This is a genomic window from Bacteroides sp. BFG-637 (genome assembly GCF_024793605.1).
Lineage (GTDB): Bacteria > Bacteroidota > Bacteroidia > Bacteroidales > Bacteroidaceae > Bacteroides > Bacteroides vicugnae.
Window position 1 is genome coordinate 1,301,144 of the sequence record NZ_JANUPD010000002.1, and the last position, 19,925, is coordinate 1,321,068.

Sequence of the window (19,925 nt, forward strand, 5' to 3'; positions counted from 1 at the left end):
TATTTATTCTTATTTTTGAACTGGTAATTGAAACAAATAAGCACGAGTTATGAAAAAACACATTGCTTCTACTTTATTTTTATCCTTGTTGTCTATTCTTCAATTGACAGCCCAGTCTCATTCTGTAAAAAAACTGGGGATAGAACAAGGATTATCCAACAATTATGTAGTCAGTATTACACAGGATAAACAAGGCTTTTTATGGTTTGCTACAGAAGAAGGACTTAATAAGTTTGACGGTACCCGCTTCATTACTTATTATAAAAATGATTTGCCACATAACAATCAGGGAATCACCGGCAACGAACTCAACCGGGTGTATGCTGATTCCAAACGTCCCATCATTTGGATAGCCACTCAGCGAGACGGACTAAATGCATACAATTATGACGAACAAACATTTACTGCCTACCAACATAACCCGGAAAATCCACACAGCCTGATTACAAATGACGTAACGGACATCTCTCCTTCCACCCAAAACGACGATGGTTTATGGGTCAGCACCTATTATAGAGGTATAGAATATCTAAATATTAATAACGGGCAATTCACACATTATAATAGGAGTACGGTGCCTAGTCTGCCCTCCAATCAGACATGGACAGTATTGGACGGAGGAGACAACAATTTGTATATCGGCCATGTCGGAAGCGGATTCAGTATTTTTTCTCTCAAAGACAAAAGTGTAAAGAATTTCCAGAATGAAACGGGAAATCCGACAAGCTTGCCCGGTAATGATGTGTTTTGTATCATAAAAGATGCAAACGGCAACATCTGGTTAGGAACGAATAATGGACTGGCTCTATATAATGCTGCCAATGATAACTTTATCACATTCAGAAATAACAAGAATGACAAGTATGCTACTTTATGCAGTCGCATATTATCCATCCGGCAATTAAAAGATAATAGACTTTGGATTGCTTCAGAGCTCAATGGCATTGCCATATTAAACCTGAAGCAAGGTATGTTTCTCTCACCAGAGGAGCTTTCTATTGAATACATACAGGAGGGTGATGATAGTCGAAGCCTCTCTAATGCAAGCGCTCGATGTATATTTCAGGATTCTTTCGACAATATCTGGATAGGAACATGGGGAGGAGGCATCAACTTTATTAGTAGCAAACCTCCTTTGTTCACCACATTAAGCTATTCCCCGATTCCAAACAATGAAAACAGCCTGAACAACAAAGTAGCCAGCAGTCTTTGTATGGACAGACAAGGACGGATTTGGATCGGAACAGACGGAGGAGGTATTAATGTATTTGAAGGAGAGAAACGGATTGCCATTTATAAGAAAGAGAGTGGAGATATTCCTTCAAATTTTATATTAGCTTCTTTACAGGATTCAAAAGGGAATTTATGGTTCGGTTCCTACCAAGGAGGAATCAGCTATTATGATAGCCGGAATAAAAGATTCCGTTCCATCTCCCTCATGGGACAATCTAATCTAGACGTCCGTACGATCTATGAAGATGCCCAACATAACATTTGGGTTGGATATAGTGGAGGAATTGTTGTATTAAATCCTCTCACCATGAAAATTATCCAACATTACAATACAGATAATAGCGAACTGCACAGTGATTTTATACGTTCTATAGCTCAAGATGAGAAAGGACGTTTTTGGATTGGAACTTTCGGAGACGGACTTGGCATATACACCCCGAACTTACAGAAAATCAAGACGTTCACTCAAAGAGATGGCTTTTGTTCTAACACCATCAATCAGATCATACAGGATAAACAAAAAAGAATGTGGATAGGAACGGGGGAAGGATTAGTTTGTTTCCTGTCGACTGATGAGCTGAATTACAAAACTTACCAACGGAAAGACGGGCTGATCAATACGAATATTTGTGCCATAACAGAAGATAAAAAAGGGAATATCTGGTTTAGCAATAATAAAGGTATCAGTTGTTATGTCACGAATAAAGGCTGTTTTTATAACTATGACCACTCTGACGATGTTCCGGCAGGAAGTTTTTCAAGCAGTTGTGTCACACAAAGCAAGAATGGACAGATTTATTTCGGTTCTATCAATGGAGTATGTTGTTTCAATCCAGACATTACTATGAATGAACAACCGGCCCCGGCAGCAGTTGTCACAGAGATGAAAATACTGGGACGGTTGAGTAATCTGGAAAACAATGACATGATTATCAATCTCTCCAAAGGACAAAACGTTGAGTTGAGTCATGCACAAAATAGCTTCGGATTGACATTCAATGTACAAAACTACTCACTTGTCAATCAGGTAGAATATGTGTATATGCTGAAAGGACTCGAAAATTCCTGGTATACCGTCAACGAAAATAATAGTGTCACTTTCCGAAACATTCCTCCGGGAAAATATGAGTTCCTTATCAAAGCACGAATTCATAATCAAAAATGGCCGGAAGAAGCCACTTCCCTGACCATCCGTATCAATCCTCCTCTCTGGTTGACGTGGTGGGCAAAACTTATCTACATCTTGGTATCTATCAGCATCACTTATCTTATCTTGCATGCTTACAAAAAGAAGTTAGATCTGGAGAGTCTCTATACGTTGGAAAAGAAAAACCATGAGCAGGAACAGGAGTTAAATCAGGAACGCTTGCGTTTCTATACCAATATCACGCATGAGCTGCGTACACCGTTGACCTTAATCCTCGGTCCTCTCGAAGATATGCAAAAAGAAGCATCACTTCCTGCAAAACAAGCCCAGAAACTATCAGTTATCCATCAGAGCGCACTACGTTTGCTCAATCTGATCAATCAGATACTGGAATTCCGAAAGACGGAGACACAAAACAAGAAATTGTGTGTCAGCAAAGGAAACATTGCCCCTCTGATTTATGAAATAGGGCTTAAATACAAAGAATTAAATCAAAATACCAAAATAGATTTCCGGATTCAGATAGAAAAAGAAGAAATGTTTCTTTTCTTCGATAAAGAAATCATCACGATTGTTTTGGACAATCTGATTTCCAACGCTATCAAATATACAGAACAAGGGTGCGTAACGCTAAGTTTGCATCAGACCATGCGTAATGAGGTAGCTTATACGGAAATAAAAGTCAGTGATACAGGGTACGGAATTTCCGCCGAGGCCCTGCCACATATTTTCGACCGCTATTATCAGGAAAGCGGCAAGCATCAGGCATCCGGTACAGGTATCGGACTGGCCTTGGTGAAGAATCTCGTCACCTTACATGAAGGGGAAATTCGTGCAGAAAGCATCCAAAATGAAGGAAGTACGTTCTATATCAGTTTACTGACGGATAATATCTACCCCAATGCCTTACACGCAGACTCAACGGAACCGGTTCAAGAAGAGATGAACCAGAATACGGAACTGGAATATTCACAAGAAGCGACATTAGATACCAGTAAACCAATCCTATTGATTGTAGAAGACAATGAAGAAATACAGAAATATATAGTTGAATCCTTCACCGACTCGTTTGAGGTAATCACGGCCAACAACGGAGAAGAAGGTAAGCAACAAGCTCTTAGCCGTATCCCCGATATTGTAGTCAGCGACATTATGATGCCTGTGATGGATGGCATCACTTTATGCAAGCAATTAAAAGATGATGTGCGCACCAGCCATATTCCTATTATTCTGCTGACAGCCAAAGATTCTCTCCAAGATAAAGAAGAAGGATATGAAGTAGGAGCCGATTCTTATCTGACGAAACCTTTCAGTGCTTCTCTGTTACGTAGCCGAATCAATAATCTGCTCGATTCAAGGAAAAAGTTAGTAGCCCAATTCCAGGCGCAATCTACTCCGGGAAGTCAAATAGATTTAAGTGAAAAGCGTATAGTAATTGCCGAAGCTTTGAGCAAATTAGATAATGAGTTTATCGAAAAAATTACCCTGTTAATCGAGGAAAACCTTTCTTCAGAGAAGATTGATATTAACTATCTATCTGATAAAATGTGCATGAGCGGTTCCACTCTTTACCGGAAAATGAAAGCACTTACAGGACTCTCGACCAACGAATATATCCGAAAAGTGAAAATGAAGAATGCAGAACGTTTGCTGCTTGAAGGGAAGTTCAATATCTCTGAAATAGCCTACAAAGTAGGAATGAACAGTACGGGATATTTCCGTCAATGCTTTAAGGAAGAATTTGGGCTCTCTCCTTCAGATTACCTGAAGCAAATTAAACAATCTTGAGAAAGGGAGATGTATCAGAAGTAGAATCTGCCTTCATGTTGTTCTATTATTCAGAACGATAATGAAGAATCTCTTCTGATACCTCCCAATAGGAAATTCAGCGACCTGTAGGGGAGGTCATTTCCTTAATTCTTCAACCATCACTTTGAGCAATGATTTAGAATCATCCAACGGCAAATCCGTGGCCAAATCCCAACTCATCATGCCTTTTAGTCCTTGCTCCATCGCATAACGGGTCTTAGTGCGGATATTGTCCTGTCCGTCAAACACATATTTCTCTCCCTTATATATTACTTCATTTTGTGCAGGCTCAGTAATCAATCCCTCTTGTACAAAACAGAAATAAGCCTCTGTCTTTTTTGAATTATCCTTTGTCACACCATAGAAAGGAACTCCCGCTACCAGTTTCTCTTTGGGAATACCATACTTCAATACCATCTGAATATCCGAATCATATTTCTCTACCGGAAAACGAACCGGCGAAGGACCGTAGCATTGAAGTGAAATAAAATCAACTGCATCAATAGCTTTCCTGCTAATTTTATAGCAAACAGGATGCAAAGAAACACTGAAAATATACTTATCGCCCAACACCTCCCTCATCTTCACGATAGCCAGACTATAATCTTCATACTCTTTCTCATTCTCCGCCCATTCAAAGTCAAGGTCAATGCCATCCAATTTATTCTTTTCCAGCACTTTCTTTATGTTTCTTGCAAATGCCGTACGAGCAGTCTCATCAGCCACCATTGCCTTCCATTCACCACTGGAAGCTCCTAAACGTATTTTCGCTTTTGTTCCTTTTACTTTTGCACGAACCGATTTAATCAATCCTTCCCAAGTTGTCACCCCCTTTCCCTGAAATGCACGTGGGTTCTCGAATGAAAGCGATCCATCTTTATCAGGATGAACATTCAAGAAAATAAGGTCGTCACTCGCCCGCAGACTTTCAGTAGAAATACGTCCGCGATTGTAGAAATTACCCCGCACATAAGAACTCACCATATAGTTTTGTTGTGCAAATAACAATAACCCTACAAACAAAAAAAGAAGAATACAATTTTTCTTAGCATTAGCATAATGATTGATAATTAATGAATTTAGATCACAAAAATACGCATGACAAATAGAAATAGATGTTCAATAATTACTATAATACTTCCAAAAATCAACATAAAGTTTTCTCAATAACAGAGAAAAAACAAACACCACTCATAAAAACGTTAGGAAAAACAAAATAAAGTCTGTTTCTTTGTACGCCAAACCACAATCTTTTACCAGAAGAGAAGAATCTATGAGTAATAAACAACGTATAAGCAATGAACAAGAGATACTGAAATTAGTATCTGAAGGGGATTCGAAAGCTTTTCGTACGTTATATATGCATTATTACGACCGCCTTTTCAATTTCGCGATGCTGTTTCTTCATTCGGAAGCTGCGTGCGAGGACGTTATAGGAGACGTATTTTTTGTTTTGTGGAAAGACAGAAGCATGCTTACGGCTATCCCTAATTTTCACCCTTACATTTATCAAGCAGTACGCAACGGATGCCTCAATGTACTGAAAAGTGGATATATCTCCAAAAGGGATGATCTTCCTGAGACCGAACTGCAAATAAACATCACTACCCAGAATCCTCTGGACGAATTATCTTACAAAGAATTGCATCAAGCAGTAAAACAGGCAATCTCCTCATTGCCCGAACGTTGCCGTGTCATCTTTCAAATGGCGAAAGAAGATGAAATGAATCATCGCGAAATAGCAGAGGCTTTAAACGTGAAACTTTGTACCGTAGAACGCCAGCTTTTACTCGCCAAAGCTAAAATAAAGGAATCAATAAAACCGTTTCTAGAAAAAATTTTAAAAAAAAGTTCTTTTTCCTTTTAGTAGTTTTACCACTTGAGTTTTCTATATAGTATAAAGCTTTAGAAAACAAGAAAAAAATGCGCATTGAAAAAGAAAAAACAAATGAAATGGATGAGTTGATTGCCGGTATCAAACTGCGATCTCCGGGACCAAGTAAAGAACACTCAGCAGAAAAGTCTTTCTCCCGGCTGATGACACGAATCCAAACTGACAGCAACTCTATTGACATTTTCCGCCGCCGTAACAAGCAGTACCGAATATGGCTCGCAGCAGCTACGGTGGCTTTGTTAATTGCAATGAGCGGGTGGTTGTACATGATGTTGGATACAGATCCTTCGTTCATCATAAAGACCAACAACAGTGGGATCGTACAGAAAGTGCCATTGCCCGATGGAACCATGATTCAGTTGAACAATCATTCCAAGCTGATTTATCCGGAGCATTTTTCGGGCGATTCAAGAGAAATCTTTCTGGAAGGGGAAGCCTACTTTGATGTAAAGCATGATAAGAAACATCCATTCATTGTACGTGCCGGTGAATTAAAGATCAGGGTGTTGGGAACAAAGTTCACTGTAAATGCCAGTTCGCAGTCTCCGCAGATTACAGCGACCTTACTGGAAGGCTCTATTGAAGTAAGCAATGAAAAGAAACAGATGTTGATGAAACCCAGTCAGCAACTGAAGTACGATGTTAACAGCGGAAATATGCTGCTCACAGAATTAAACAATGCCATCCGTGAGATACGTTGGACCCAGAATGTATGGGTATTGTCAGATACTCCTTTGCTCGACATCTGCCAACGCCTGGAACAACTGTTTAATGTGAAATTTATCATCATGAATGATGAGCTGATAGGAAAATCCTTTACTGGAGAGTTTTATACCAATGAGCCGCTTGAGTCTATTTTAAAAATAATGCAGATAAGCACCCCGTTCAAGTATGAACGAAAAGGAAAAAAATATAATACTAAAATAACCCATATTGTAAAACTTAAAAAACGAATAGCCTATGACATAGTACTGTAAAAAACACAGAAAAAGCGAGAAAATAGTACCAATATTTTCCCGCTTCTGAGACTTTGCAAAAATCATGACGATGCCCATCGTCACAATCCTTAATTTCTAATTTATAAAAGTATGACAAACTTAAGAAAGTACCAAATTTCTTATCAAAAATATTGCCACACTTCCACACAAGAGCTCAAAAAAGACCTCTTTTTGGCAATATTACTTTTAATGATTCCCTATTTTGCTCTCGCACAGACCGTGAAACGGGATGTCAAGCTAGACTTTACGAATACCTCCATTGCCAAAGTAATCGAAAGTATTGAGAAACAAAGTGGATATTCTTTCTTTTACAACAGTGACATCAACACTAATCAGAAGACGTCAATAAAGATGACATCGAATGATATTAATCAAATCGTAACCTCTTTACTGAAAAACACTTCCATAGATTATCGGATTACAGACAAACGGATTATTTTGTTTATCAAAAAATCAGGAACGGAACAACAGAAATCCTATGCCGTTTCGGGTGTAATAAATGATTCCTCCGGTCCTGTTATCGGAGCTTCCATCTCCACTAAAAACGGACAGGGAACCATTACTTCTATTGACGGTGATTTCCGTTTGGAAAATATACACGTCGGTGATGTGCTGACTGTTTCTTATATCGGTTATCAGACACAGAACATTGTTTTCAACGGTCAGACGAGACTGAACATCGTCCTGTCGGAAGAAGCAACTGAACTGGAGCAGGTGGTTGTAACCGCTTTGGGTATCAAACGTTCGGAGAAAGCGTTGAGCTACAATGTGCAACAGTTAAGCTCTGACGATATCACTACTGTAAAGGATGCGAATTTTATGAACTCGCTGAATGGTAAGGTTGCAGGTGTGACAATCAATTCTTCGGCATCCGGTGCGGGTTCTGCAGCGCGTGTGGTAATGCGTGGCGTGAAGTCAATTACCAAATCTAATAATGCCCTTTACGTTATCGACGGTATTCCGATGTTCAACGTTGTGAACGAAGGGACCGATACGGGTATCACAGCCGACCAGCCTGGTAGTGACGCCGTTGCGGATATCAACCCGGAAGATATTGAGTCCATCAACATGCTGACAGGTCCCGCTGCAGCGGCACTTTATGGTAATGCTGCTGCTTCCGGTGTAGTACTTATCAACACCAAGAAAGGAACAAAAGATAAAACGAATATCAGTGTATCGAGCAGTACTACTTTCTCTACTCCCACCATGTTACCCAAAATGCAAAGTAAATATGGAAATAAAGATGGAGTATTCGCCAGCTGGGGTGACCTTGTGAACAGCAACTATGACCCTGAAAAGTTTTTCCGCACAGGTGTAAATACCATTAATTCGGTATCGCTCTCTACTGGTACGTCAAAAAACCAGACGTATGTTTCCGTCTCGGCAACTAACTCAAACGGTATTCTGCCCAACAACAAATACGAACGTTATAACGTATCAGGACGCAATACCGCTAGTTTCCTGAACGACAAACTGGTTCTGGACTTCGGTGCCAACCTGATTTTCCAGAATGACAGAAATATGACCGCACAGGGACGTTATTTCAACCCGCTTACCGCTTTATACCTGTTCCCACGCGGAGAAAACTTCGATGCAATCCGTATGTACGAACGCTACAACGAAGGTTTGGGCATTTATGAACAATACTGGCCGTACGAAACTCAAAGTATGGAACTGCAAAATCCTTACTGGACCATGAACCGCATTGTCCGTGAGAATAAAAAGAAACGTTTCATGACCAATGCATCGTTGAAATGGAACATCATCGACGGAATTGACATTACCGGTCGTCTGAAATATGACAAAACAGATATGCGTTCCACCGATAAGCGCTACGCTTCTACTATCGAGCAGTTTGCCAGCGATTATGGTGGTTACTATGACAACCGCAAAGAGTACAGCAGTTTCTACGGTGACATCATGCTGAACATTGCCAAATCATTCAACGAAAACATGTGGTCCGTAAATGCCAATATCGGAGCTTCTATCAACGACCAGAGAGAAGAGCAGATAGGTCATGGCGGTAACCTGGAAGGTATTTATAACTTCTTTGCCGTACACAACATTGACACATCTGCCAAATACAGAAGAATCCAATCGGGATATATCCAGCAGTCGCAAGGTGTTTTCATCAATGCGGAAGTCGGCTACAAGAGTATGTTTTACTTAACCGCTACCGGACGTAACGACTGGGAATCACAACTTGCCTTTTCCGAAGCATCTTCTTTCTTCTATCCATCCGTAGGTTTGTCCGGTGTCATTTCCAGCATGGCCAGACTACCCGAATGGATTTCATTCCTGAAAGTGCGCGGTTCATATACAGAAGTAGGTACTTCTTTCGAGCGTTTCATCACACGTCCGACATACGAATTCAATATAGCTTCCGGTAAATGGTCTTCCACATCCATTTACCCGATGCGTAACCTGAAACCGGAAAAGACCCGTTCATGGGAATTCGGTCTGAACTCAAAATGGTTGGACAACCGTCTTTCTTTCGATTTGACTTATTATAAGTCGAACACGATCAACCAGACTTTCACCGCCGACCTATCTATCTCGTCCGGATACTCCAAAGCGTATATCCAAAGTGGTAATGTCCGCAATGAAGGTATAGAAATGGCATTAGGATATAGCGACAAGTGGAACGGTTTTGCATGGGACAGCCACCTGACTCTCTCTTGGAACAAGAATAAAATTATCAAGCTGACCGAAGGTTCCATTAACCCGATGACCGGAGAGCCAATTACCAAAGATAATTACGATATGGGACAATTAGGCAATCTCGATGCACGTGTAAAATTATACAAAGGCGGTTCTATCGGTGACGTATATGCTACTCACCGTATCAAGAGAGACGGTAATGGTAACGTCTTCGTTTCACAGGAAGGAAAGATTGAAATCGAATCGGTAGACGAATTCAAACTAGGTTCGATCCTGCCGAAGACAAACATGGGATGGAGCAACAACTTCTCTTACAAAGGTGTCAATCTGGGTATGACGCTTACTGCTCGTTTCGGTGGTATTGCCTTGTCCGGTACACAAAGTGTGCTTGACCAGTACGGAGTTTCACAAGTAACTGCCAACTACCGTGATACTGGTGGCGTGCCTATCAATCATGGATATGTAGATACGGAAAAATACTTTGACACTGTGAAAGGATACGCTGCATATTATACATACAGCGCCACCAATGTGCGTCTGGCGGAATTGAGCCTGAGCTACACTTTGCCTAAAGAATGGTTCCGTGACAAACTAAGAATGACCGTCGGATTAGTAGGTAAGAATCTCTGGATGATTTATTGCAAGGCACCTTTCGACCCAGAAGCAACCGCATCAACACAGTCGAACTACTATCAAAGTTATGACTACTTTATGCAGCCCACTACACGTAATCTCGGATTTAGCGTAAAACTCAATTTCTAAACAAAAAGAATTATGAAAAAAGTAACCCAAATAATATGTTCGGTACTATTGACAGTACTCATGTGTAATTGTACGGGAAAATTTGAGGAATTCAACACCAATCAGTATCAGCCACCTACATTGAACTCCCGTCTGCTGTTTGCACAACTTATCACGTGTATGTCTTCTACCGAAGAGAACCCCGCCCAACGTAACATCACTTTCTGGGCAGGTCCGTTCGGTGGCATGCTGACTCCTTCCAGCAGTTGGAGCCGGTCGCAACATTTCTATACTTATAATGTAGACGACAACTGGAATAAATGGTCGGTTGACTGGTATTTCAAAAATTTCTACCCCAACTATTTCTCCATCGAGCGTTTCAGCGAAGCCTCGGGACACTATTATGCATTAGCTAAAATCATGCGGGTATATATCATGCAGATTATAGCTACCATGCAAGGTCCGCTTCCTTACACAAAAGTTGAAAGCGGACAATACTCCGTAGGATACGATAATGAAGAGACTGCATGGAAAGCAATGATGGACGATTTGGATTACAGCATCGGCGTACTCACCGCATTGATGAATACCGACCCGTCCTTTAACGAGTTGACCACAGAAGACCGTATCTATCAGGGAGATTATAAGAAATGGATTAAATTCGCCAATTCCCTGAAACTACGTATCGCTATCCGCATCAGTAATGCAGTACCCGAATATGCACAGGAAAAAGCAGAAGAAGCCGTATCGCATCCATACGGAGTGATGGACAGTAACGACTGCGACGCCTACGACAACATCACTGCAACGAACTATAAGAATGGTCTTGCCAGTGTGAACTCTTGGGGGGAGGTTCGTGCCAATGCCTGCATCGTCTCCTTTATGAACGGATATCAGGATCCTCGTTGCGAAGCCTACTTTACTAAATCATCCGTATCCGGAGATTATGATTATATCGGCGTGCGCTCCGGCATACAAGGTATTACCACCAGTATGTTCTCAACCTATTCTACCGTCAAAGTAGAAACGAAAACTCCCATGTTGATATTCAACGCAGCAGAAGTAGCTTTCCTACGGGCTGAAGGCGCACTGAAAAAGTGGAACATGGGCGGAACGGCAGAAGAATTCTACAAAGAAGGTATCCGCCTGTCATTCAACGAGCACGGAATATCAGGTGCCGATGCATACATTGCCAACAATACGAACGTACCGGCTGATTACATATGTCCGTTGAACGCTGCCTACAACTACACAAACCCATGCAAATTAACGGTAGCTTGGGATAAGACAGGTGCTAATGCAGACGAAGATAACCTGCAACGCATCCTGACACAAAAGATGATTGCCAACTTCCCGATTGGAAACGAAACTTGGGCTGACTTCCGTCGCACCGGATATCCGGCTGTATTCCCCGCACATGACAACCTTTCCACACAAGGTGTCACTAAAAAACGCCAGCAACGCCGTCTGCGTTTCTCGGAAGATGAATACAACAGTAATGGAGCCAACGTTACAGAGGCTTGTACTTTCTTGTCGAACGGACAGGATACGGATGCTACTGATTTATGGTGGGCAAAGAAGGATTAACCGGATAAATTACCAAAGAATAAACAATATGAAAAATATATTCAACCTATTATTTGTGATGCTCATAGCTATGAATTTCCATAGCTGCGATGACTGGACTGAAATGGAAACCAAGAATTTCGAACCTGAACCGCTGTCTGAAGAATATTATGCAGCACTCAGGGAATATAAAAAAAGTGATCACCCCCTCACATTCGGATGGTTCGGAAGCTGGTCACCGCAAGGGGCAGCCTCGTTATACTACAGTCTGAAAAGTATTCCGGACAGTGTAGATATCGTTTCTATCTGGGGATCATACGGCAGTCTGACGCAATTCCAGAAAGACGACCTGAAATATGTTCAGGAAGTGTTGGGAACACGTGTTACATTCACCCTATTCTCACACAACATGGCCAATCTTCCCGGTAACTTCGAGAACGTAGCGGAAAATATTCCGAAAGCTGCACAAGCGATAGCCGACAGTATACACAAATACGGCTATGACGGAATTGATTTCGACCACGAATGTACCAGCAAAGACTTGCTGTACAAAGAAGAAAACATGACTACCCTGTTAAGGGAAATGCGTCAAAGATTAGGTCCGGACAAGTTGATTATTGTAGACGGCTTTGTAGATCTCATCTCGGAAGAGGGTTGGAAATATGCCAATTATGCAGTATCGCAAGCATACGGAGCAACTTCCGCCACAAGATTAAAACAACGGTTCGACTGGATAAAAGAATATATAGGTCCCGAACGTTACATCGTAACGGAAAACTTTGAAAGTTGGGCCGCAACCGGTGGAGTTACTTTCCGTGACCCGGAACGAGGAGAAATGCCTTCCTTGCTCGGAATGGCTTACTGGAACCCTGTTGAAGGACGCAAAGGGGGACTGGGTACATTCCACATGGAATACGAATTCTCCAACAATTACAAATACTTGCGCCAAGCTATCCAAATAATGAACCCAGCTAAAAAATAATATATTATGAGAAAGAATAAAGCATATACATTATTTGCCGGATTATTGACTTTGTTAGCCTTAACCGGTTGTAAGGAAGAATATGACCCGATAGGAAACCGCATTTACATCAATGAAGCTGCTTTCAAGAATGTAAAGAGCGTGCCTGTCAATGTAGGTGAAAAGACAGTAACAGATTTTACGGTCCGCATCGCCGACATCATGTCTAAAGACGTCAACGCCACATTGGTGGTGGATGAAACCATACTGAACGAATACAATGAAAAGACGCTGGCCAACTATTCATTATTGCCGGCGGACAAACATTCATTCAACAAAGAAGTGACCATCGCAAGCGGCAAGACAATGGCTCAACCGACTGTTGTGACCATTAGCCCTTATGACGCGGCAGAAGGCGTAAAATATGCATTGCCCATCAGAGTGATAGGCGACGGCAGTGTCCCCGAAGAAAAACTGGGTTCCAAATATCTTTTGTTACTCGACAAGCCGTGGACTCAGTATACACCTTATATGAGTACTCTAGGTGGCTTCAAGTCGGAAAATGTAAACACTATTTCGGTAGAAAACTTCACAATCGAATTCTGGCTGTGGATGGACGGCTTCAATTACAACAACCAGTGTGTTATCGACTGTTCTGCCTTCTACATTCGTTTGGGTAATGCCAACAACCAGATTACCAAAGACCAGATGCAGATTAATATCTTCGGAACGCAAGCCGAAAATAACAAAGGGTTCTTCAACAAGTTCTCCTTCCAGAAACGGACCTGGACACATGTCGCTCTTGTCTACGACCAAGTGAAATGTTATTTCTATGCCAACGGAGAAAAAGTACAAGACGTTGAAGCAAGCGGCATACCTGTTCCTATCACATCCATTGCATTCTTCAACACCAATACGATAAATGAGCACATGATGGGACAGGCACGACTCTGGAACAAAGCTCTCACGCAGTCTGAAATCCAAAACAACATGGCAGGTCCAGTCACTGTAAACTCCAATCTTGTCGGTTACTGGAAAATGGATGAAGGTCCGGTCGAGGAAGGTAAAGACGAAATTCTGTATGACAGTTCAGGAAACAATAACCATGCAACGTTAGTATCCGGAAGTGTCAAGGAATGGAAAGCCGACCAATGCTTTACAAAGACAAACTAACTTTTGTTGAAAAATAAATAGCGCAAATTACATTCATTATCTTTAGACGTGAATTAAGTGACCTTACGAATTTCTTCCCGGTTCGTTCTACAAACTTAATTCACGTCTAAAACATAATAAACCTTTTAAAGGTAACTTTAAATACAGCCATTGTCAACATGAAACAAATCATCCAACATTCATTAAATATCTGCTATCTCCCATTCATTTTTACACCATTAGTCACCGGATGTCAGCCGAACACAGAAAATACTCCGAAGCATCCCAACCTCTTATTCATTTTAACAGATGATTTACAAGCTTCTTCTATTCATGCTCTAGGTAATAATGACGTGTGCACTCCTGCAATCGACAGCCTCATCGCCGCAGGTATCACCTTTACAAATACTTATACGAATGGTGCGTTGTGTGGAGCATTATCCATGCCAAGCCGCGCCATGTTGATGACCGGACGCGGAATCTATGATATTCAGGCGGACGGGATGAAAATTCCCGAAACACACACCACTTTTCCGCAACAATTCAAACGGAATGGTTACCGCACCTTTGCCACAGGAAAATGGCATTCGGACAAGGCCTCCTTCAACCGCTCATTTCAGGAAGGAGACAACATCTATTTCGGTGGTATGCATCCGTATGAACTGAACGGGCATTGTTCACCTCATCTGAACCATTACGACTCGACAGGCGTATATGGAAAAGAGACTGAATTTACAGGAAAAGAATTCTCATCAAAAATGTATGCTGACGCAGCTATCCGTTTTTTGCAAAGGCGTAAAGATGAAAAGCAGCCTTTCCTTGCTTATGTCGCATTTACTTCACCTCACGACCCGCGCAACCAACTCCCTGCTTACGGTCAGAAATACGCTCCGGACACTCTTAACCTGCCGGCCAATTTTCTCCCCCCGCCACCCATTTGACAATGGAGAGATGAACGTGCGTGACGAATTACTGGTACCTGTCCCACGGACAGGCGGGCAGATACAAAAAGAACTCTCCGATTATTACGGGATGATTAGCGAAGTGGATGTACAGATAGGACGTATTATGCAGGCATTGCAAGAAACGGGACAGGCGGACAACACGATTGTCGTCTTTGCCTCCGACAACGGTCTGGCAATGGGACGTCACGGATTACTGGGAAAGCAGAACCTTTACGACCACAGCGTGAAAGTACCGCTCACCCTTATCGCTCCCGCCTACAAAGTACAGAAAGGGAGAAAGAGTAACGCCCTGTGCTATCTGCACGACATTGCCCCGACACTTTGTGAACTGGCAAACATTGCCTTACCGGAAAGTATGACGGCACAATCTCTCTGTCATGTGTTGGAAGACTCTACCGCCACACACCGCAGCGATTTATTTCTCGCCTACTCCAACCTGCAACGGGGATTCGTCAGCGGAAAATACAAATACCTTATTTACAATGTAGGCGGAACAATTACCGAACAATTATTCGACCTGCAGAAAGATCCATCGGAACAACATAATCTATTACCCGGACAGGAAAAAACAGCGCACGACCTGAAAGAACAATTAGCCTTCCGTATGGAAGAAGAAAAAGATTTCTGCAACTTATCCGACTCCCACTGGTGGCAAGACGGGCACAAACTGACATTTGAGGAAATGCAACACTTATATATCTATGAATAAAACGATACTTACCGGTCTGTCGGCAGACTATGCCTGTAATAGCAACATCCGCCGACTGACAACTACTCTGCAAGCCAATGGCTACAGTACGGGACTTGCCGGAAGAAGTAGTAGTACTAATAGATTCTTATTTCATCAATAAATAGAAAAGGGGGTTCGTTTTCACCGGAATGTCCTTTAGGCAAGCTTTTAAAAGGCTCCGCCACAATCTTTACATAACGCGCAGACGTTGCATCAAAAGAAAGCCGGTTCAGATCACTCTGTTTTTCTCCCATAGCGTCTGTCGGCGCATTGTATATTTGGCGGGATACTGCTGCATACTTCTCTCCATCCGTAGATACGAATACGGAAATAGACTGTGGCCCCATAATCCAGGCACTTAAATCAGTCAAGGCAGAGACTTCCACCGAAGAAATAGATTGCAAAGACTCCAAATCTATCACTACGCTCAGATCAGAAGAGTGGTTCCCTACCCACAAACCTGTATTATGAAAGTTTATGCTTCGGATTCCATCTACCAGTACTCTCCCATTTTCCCCCTGATAACGTTCGGAAGGGGCATTTAATAACCGGACAGGTCTGAATGTGGCTTTATTCACAAAGATTTCCTGACGCAATTCATCACTAGAAAGTCCGTCAGATAAACAGGAAACAGCCCTCAAGACACAACTCTTATCTATCCGGAAGGCAGATTTATATAAGGAAGAAGTAGATTTAATTGGTTGACTGCCATCCAACGTGTAGTAAATTTCCGTATTGGGCAAACTTTCCAACGAAATCTGCAAGTTCCTTTCTTCAGGAACGGACTGATAGGCTGCGGAAATAGTAAAGAAGTGATTCGCATGTCCATATCCCAACCGGTTATAACAATTCAGAAGACCGGGCAAACGGTGCAAGAAATGATCGTAAGTGCCACGCCTCCCTTCACACCATGCAGCTTCTGCAAAAGCAGCCAGACGCGGAAGGAGCATATAATCCAATAATGAGTCATTGTCGATAAATGAAGTCCACAAACATGCTTCCGCCCCTAGCACTCTTTCCTTTTCGGTCGTTGAAAGTTGCAGGGAGAAAAAAGGAGTCTCAAATACTTTCTTCATCTCCACCAGTCCGCCGGTTGCACGAGGTTCCTGTTCCGAATTTATTGTCTGATAATGATTCAAATACAAATGAGAATCCGCAGATACAATCACAGAGTGACCTTTGCGGAGCGCAGCCGTGGCACGTCCTAGCCCACGCCAGGACATAATAGTAACCTCCCTGCTCAAACTATCGGAAAGCACTTCATCCCAGCCAATCATCCGCTTTCCCAATCCATGCAGATAACCAGCTATTTCTTCATTAAAAGCACTTTGCAAAAACTCCTCTGCCGTATGCCGACCAGCATCTTTCAAACCATGTTTCGTGATTGCCTTCTGGCAAGCATCACATTGCTGCCAACGGTCTTTAGGCACTTCGTCCCCTCCGATATGAATAAACACCCCCGGAAATAACCCGGCAACTTCTTTCAAAACGTCCTTTACAAAAGGCAGGGTAAAATCATTTCCCAGGCACATCACATCTTTATGAACTCCACCAACTTCCGTAGCCACTTCATAATTCTTCTCCATACAACCTAATTCCGGATATGCCGCCAAAGCAGCCTGTGTATGACCGGGCATATCTATTTCCGGAATAATCGTTATAAATCTTTCGGCTGCATAAGCCACTACTTCTTTTATATCTTCATGGGTATAATAACCACCATATTTGTCCGCTCCTCTCCATGCACCGACTTTAGTCAGATTCGGGTATTTTTCTATTTCTATCCTCCATCCCTGGTCGTCCGTCAGATGCCAGTGAAAATGATTCAAACGATGAAAAGCCAATAAGTCGATATAACGTTTCACCTGCGCAACGGAAAAGAAATGACGGCTCACATCAAGCATGGCCCCTCTATATGACATGGAAGGATAATCTTCCAACGCCACAGGAGGAAAACTTAACTCCTTCCCCGATACGATTACTTCTCCTATTCTTTTTTCCTGTTCCGCCGGTCTTTCCCACCCAAGAAGTAATAACTGCCGCAACATCTGAACAGCATAAAACGCTCCCGCCAAGTCTGCCGCCTCGATAATCATATAATCTTCCGTAACTTCTAACTTAAACCCTTCTTTCGGCAGTTGGAAATTCCTTTCAAAAATAATTTCATTACTACGCTGCAGCTTTGAGAACTTTCCAATAGTCAACGGATATCCGGTACTTTCCGAGAGATAAGCAGCCAGTAAATCCGCAACAGATTTCCATTCAGGATAGTTCCCCGAATAAATCACCTTCGTCTGCTCATTCACGACGAATGGTCTCCCATCTTTTTCTACTATCGACACTGGTTCGGGAATCAAGTTCCGATAAGAAACCGATGCCACAGAATCCACCGTAAACAAAGAGAAGCCTACAAAAATGAATAGAAATAATGATATAGGTGGAAATAATGCACTCCGGCAGATATTGACTTTAACCATATATATTCTGAATCTATTAGGTTATCTTATCTACTTGGCAGCCTTATCCGACTTACCGGCTTCCCTTCGTGCTTTTCCCTGACGCCCGGTCAGATCATCTCCCAGTTCATCACGCCACACATCGGCCTCTCTCATCAAATCTTTCACAATTTCCGGGTACTGCGTAATCACATTCACACGTTCACCCATATCCCGTCTCAAATCATAAAGTTCGCACTCCTTCACTTCACCCTTTCCCAACGCTCCGGGAAGTCCGTCATTACCAGGCACCTGGCTGTCATAAGACACATATTTGTGAGGAAAAACCAGCTTATAACTTCCATCAGTAATAGCCTCCAGCGAATTCTTATGATAATAAAAACAAAGATATTTGCGGGCAGCAATCGTAGGATCAACCGTCAATGCTGGCAACATACTAATTCCATCTATTTTTTGCTTCGGTTTTTCAGCTCCCGCTATCTCAACCAAAGTAGGCAGAATATCGATATTGGAATATAAACTGTTGCACACTGTAGCCGGTTGAATCTTCCCTTTCCAATAGAAGAAACAAGGAACACGGGTACCTCCATTAAATGTATTCGCCTTTGCTTCCCGAAGTCCGCCGGACGACCCTGCATGATTGCCATAATTCGCCCACGGCCCATTATCCGAAGTGAGAATCACTATCGTATTGTCCTCTATCCCCTCCTCACGAATGGTTCGGAGAATCTCCCCCACACTCCAATCTATCTCCATCATCACATCACCATACAACCCCTGCTTGCTTTTTCCTTTAAACTTATCAGATACAGCCAAAGGTACATGAGGCATCGAATGGGCCAGATACAAAAAGAACGGCTTACTCCTTGCATTGCGATGAATAAAGTCGACTGCATAATTGGTATAGTCGGTAGTCAGCCTTGTTTGATCCGTATTATAACCGATAATATCATTCCCCTTAATTAAAGGCAGATCCGGGAACTTGTACTGGGGATGATGAGGCCACATATCATTCGAATAAGGCAGCCCATAATATTCATCGAAACCATGCTGAAGCGGAAGAAACTTTTTCTCATCTCCCAGATGCCACTTCCCGAAAATAGCCGTTGCATATCCTTTGTCGCGCAATAATTCCGCAACCGTTTCTTCCTCCGCACTGATCCCATAAGGAGAACCGGGATTCAGAGCGTAAGCAAATCCGATACGATTCGGATAGCATCCTGTCATTAACCCCGCCCTCGAAGCACCACTAATAGGCTGAACCGCATAAAAATTGTTCATTGCCATCCCATTGGCAGCCATCCAGTCAATATGTGGAGTCTGATAACCAACTGCTCCACGACAAGAGAAATCTCCGTTTCCGGCATCGTCCAGGTTGATAAGTATGATATTGGCCGGTTTCTGTGCGATAGCTTCGGCAGACAATACAGCCATGCCCGCCATTCCTATTAATACCTTTTTGTTCTTCATAATATAGTTCATAATTTTAGTTATAAATTCATTCCACTATAATAAAGACAATCGTACAAAGCTTTCTACTAAAACATAAATGAAAGAAAGAATGTCATTTTCCGCAAAAAAATTATATCTTTGTTCCCCGTAAATAACAATT

The 19,925-nt window shown here is 42.2% G+C and carries 12 protein-coding genes and 1 pseudogene; 10 read left to right on the forward strand and 3 right to left on the reverse strand.

Annotation, left to right across the window (positions count from 1 at the left end; genetic code table 11):
• Window positions 1-49: 49 nt before the first annotated feature.
• Complete coding sequence (locus NXX38_RS05605; protein ID WP_258978758.1) at window positions 50-4,168, forward strand: two-component regulator propeller domain-containing protein; 4,119 nt, start codon at window positions 50-52, stop codon at window positions 4,166-4,168.
• A gap of 117 nt (window positions 4,169-4,285) precedes the next feature.
• Here the strand turns inward: NXX38_RS05605 and NXX38_RS05610 are convergent.
• A pseudogene (locus NXX38_RS05610) lies at window positions 4,286-5,247 on the reverse strand (glycoside hydrolase family 18 protein).
• Between the two features lie 215 nt (window positions 5,248-5,462).
• Here NXX38_RS05610 and NXX38_RS05615 point away from each other — a divergent pair.
• From NXX38_RS05615 to NXX38_RS05655, 9 genes are all read left to right on the forward strand, one after another.
• The gene (locus NXX38_RS05615; protein ID WP_258978759.1) at window positions 5,463-6,056 is read left to right on the forward strand and encodes an RNA polymerase sigma-70 factor; all 594 of its coding nucleotides are present in this window, start codon (window positions 5,463-5,465) and stop codon (window positions 6,054-6,056) included.
• Between the two features lie 56 nt (window positions 6,057-6,112).
• Complete coding sequence (locus NXX38_RS05620; protein WP_258978760.1) at window positions 6,113-7,060, forward strand: FecR family protein; 948 nt, start codon at window positions 6,113-6,115, stop codon at window positions 7,058-7,060.
• A 210-nt stretch (window positions 7,061-7,270) separates the two neighbouring features.
• Entirely contained in the window at window positions 7,271-10,504 is a 3,234-nt protein-coding gene (locus NXX38_RS05625) for a SusC/RagA family TonB-linked outer membrane protein (protein ID WP_409012880.1), read from the forward strand.
• A gap of 12 nt (window positions 10,505-10,516) precedes the next feature.
• Window positions 10,517-12,070: a SusD/RagB family nutrient-binding outer membrane lipoprotein gene (locus NXX38_RS05630; RefSeq protein WP_258978762.1), complete on the forward strand. Its 1,554-nt coding sequence runs from the start codon at window positions 10,517-10,519 to the stop codon at window positions 12,068-12,070.
• Between the two features lie 28 nt (window positions 12,071-12,098).
• Complete coding sequence (locus tag NXX38_RS05635; RefSeq protein ID WP_148366850.1) at window positions 12,099-13,031, forward strand: glycoside hydrolase family 18; 933 nt, start codon at window positions 12,099-12,101, stop codon at window positions 13,029-13,031.
• A gap of 6 nt (window positions 13,032-13,037) precedes the next feature.
• Window positions 13,038-14,183, forward strand: a complete 1,146-nt coding sequence (locus tag NXX38_RS05640; protein ID WP_148366851.1) for a DUF1735 and LamG domain-containing protein — start codon at window positions 13,038-13,040, stop codon at window positions 14,181-14,183.
• 158 nt (window positions 14,184-14,341) lie between these two features.
• Complete coding sequence (locus NXX38_RS05645; RefSeq protein WP_258978763.1) at window positions 14,342-15,103, forward strand: sulfatase-like hydrolase/transferase; 762 nt, start codon at window positions 14,342-14,344, stop codon at window positions 15,101-15,103.
• A gap of 16 nt (window positions 15,104-15,119) precedes the next feature.
• The gene (locus tag NXX38_RS05650) at window positions 15,120-15,836 is read left to right on the forward strand and encodes a sulfatase/phosphatase domain-containing protein (protein ID WP_258978764.1); all 717 of its coding nucleotides are present in this window, start codon (window positions 15,120-15,122) and stop codon (window positions 15,834-15,836) included.
• A complete protein-coding gene (locus NXX38_RS05655) occupies window positions 15,829-15,978 on the forward strand; it encodes a hypothetical protein (protein ID WP_167511870.1) in 150 nt (49 codons plus the stop codon). Before NXX38_RS05650 ends, NXX38_RS05655 begins: the two co-directional genes overlap by 8 nt.
• Here the strand turns inward: NXX38_RS05655 and NXX38_RS05660 are convergent.
• Together NXX38_RS05660 and NXX38_RS05665 are read right to left on the reverse strand one after the other, a co-directional pair.
• A complete protein-coding gene (locus tag NXX38_RS05660; RefSeq protein WP_258978766.1) occupies window positions 15,953-18,334 on the reverse strand; it encodes a glycoside hydrolase family 20 protein in 2,382 nt (793 codons plus the stop codon). The genes NXX38_RS05655 and NXX38_RS05660 overlap by 26 nt on opposite strands.
• Window positions 18,335-18,364: 30 nt before the next feature.
• On the reverse strand, window positions 18,365-19,783 hold the full coding sequence (locus NXX38_RS05665) for a sulfatase (RefSeq protein ID WP_148366854.1): 1,419 nt from the start codon (window positions 19,781-19,783) through the stop codon (window positions 18,365-18,367).
• Between the last annotated feature and the right edge of the window lie 142 nt (window positions 19,784-19,925).

Excerpts from the sequence above, each read along its gene's own strand:
- NXX38_RS05665 (WP_148366854.1), bottom strand. The coding sequence starts at position 19,783 with ATGAAGAACAAAAAGGTATTAATAGGAATGGCGGGCATGGCTGTATTG.
- NXX38_RS05620 (WP_258978760.1), top strand. The coding sequence starts at position 6,113 with ATGCGCATTGAAAAAGAAAAAACAAATGAAATGGATGAGTTGATTGCC.
- NXX38_RS05645 (WP_258978763.1), top strand. The coding sequence starts at position 14,342 with ATGAAACAAATCATCCAACATTCATTAAATATCTGCTATCTCCCATTC.
- NXX38_RS05660 (WP_258978766.1), bottom strand. The coding sequence starts at position 18,334 with ATGGTTAAAGTCAATATCTGCCGGAGTGCATTATTTCCACCTATATCA.
- NXX38_RS05635 (WP_148366850.1), top strand. The coding sequence starts at position 12,099 with ATGAAAAATATATTCAACCTATTATTTGTGATGCTCATAGCTATGAAT.
- NXX38_RS05640 (WP_148366851.1), top strand. The coding sequence starts at position 13,038 with ATGAGAAAGAATAAAGCATATACATTATTTGCCGGATTATTGACTTTG.
- NXX38_RS05655 (WP_167511870.1), top strand. The coding sequence starts at position 15,829 with ATGAATAAAACGATACTTACCGGTCTGTCGGCAGACTATGCCTGTAAT.
- NXX38_RS05625 (WP_409012880.1), top strand. The coding sequence starts at position 7,271 with ATGATTCCCTATTTTGCTCTCGCACAGACCGTGAAACGGGATGTCAAG.
- NXX38_RS05615 (WP_258978759.1), top strand. The coding sequence starts at position 5,463 with ATGAGTAATAAACAACGTATAAGCAATGAACAAGAGATACTGAAATTA.
- NXX38_RS05605 (WP_258978758.1), top strand. The coding sequence starts at position 50 with ATGAAAAAACACATTGCTTCTACTTTATTTTTATCCTTGTTGTCTATT.
- NXX38_RS05630 (WP_258978762.1), top strand. The coding sequence starts at position 10,517 with ATGAAAAAAGTAACCCAAATAATATGTTCGGTACTATTGACAGTACTC.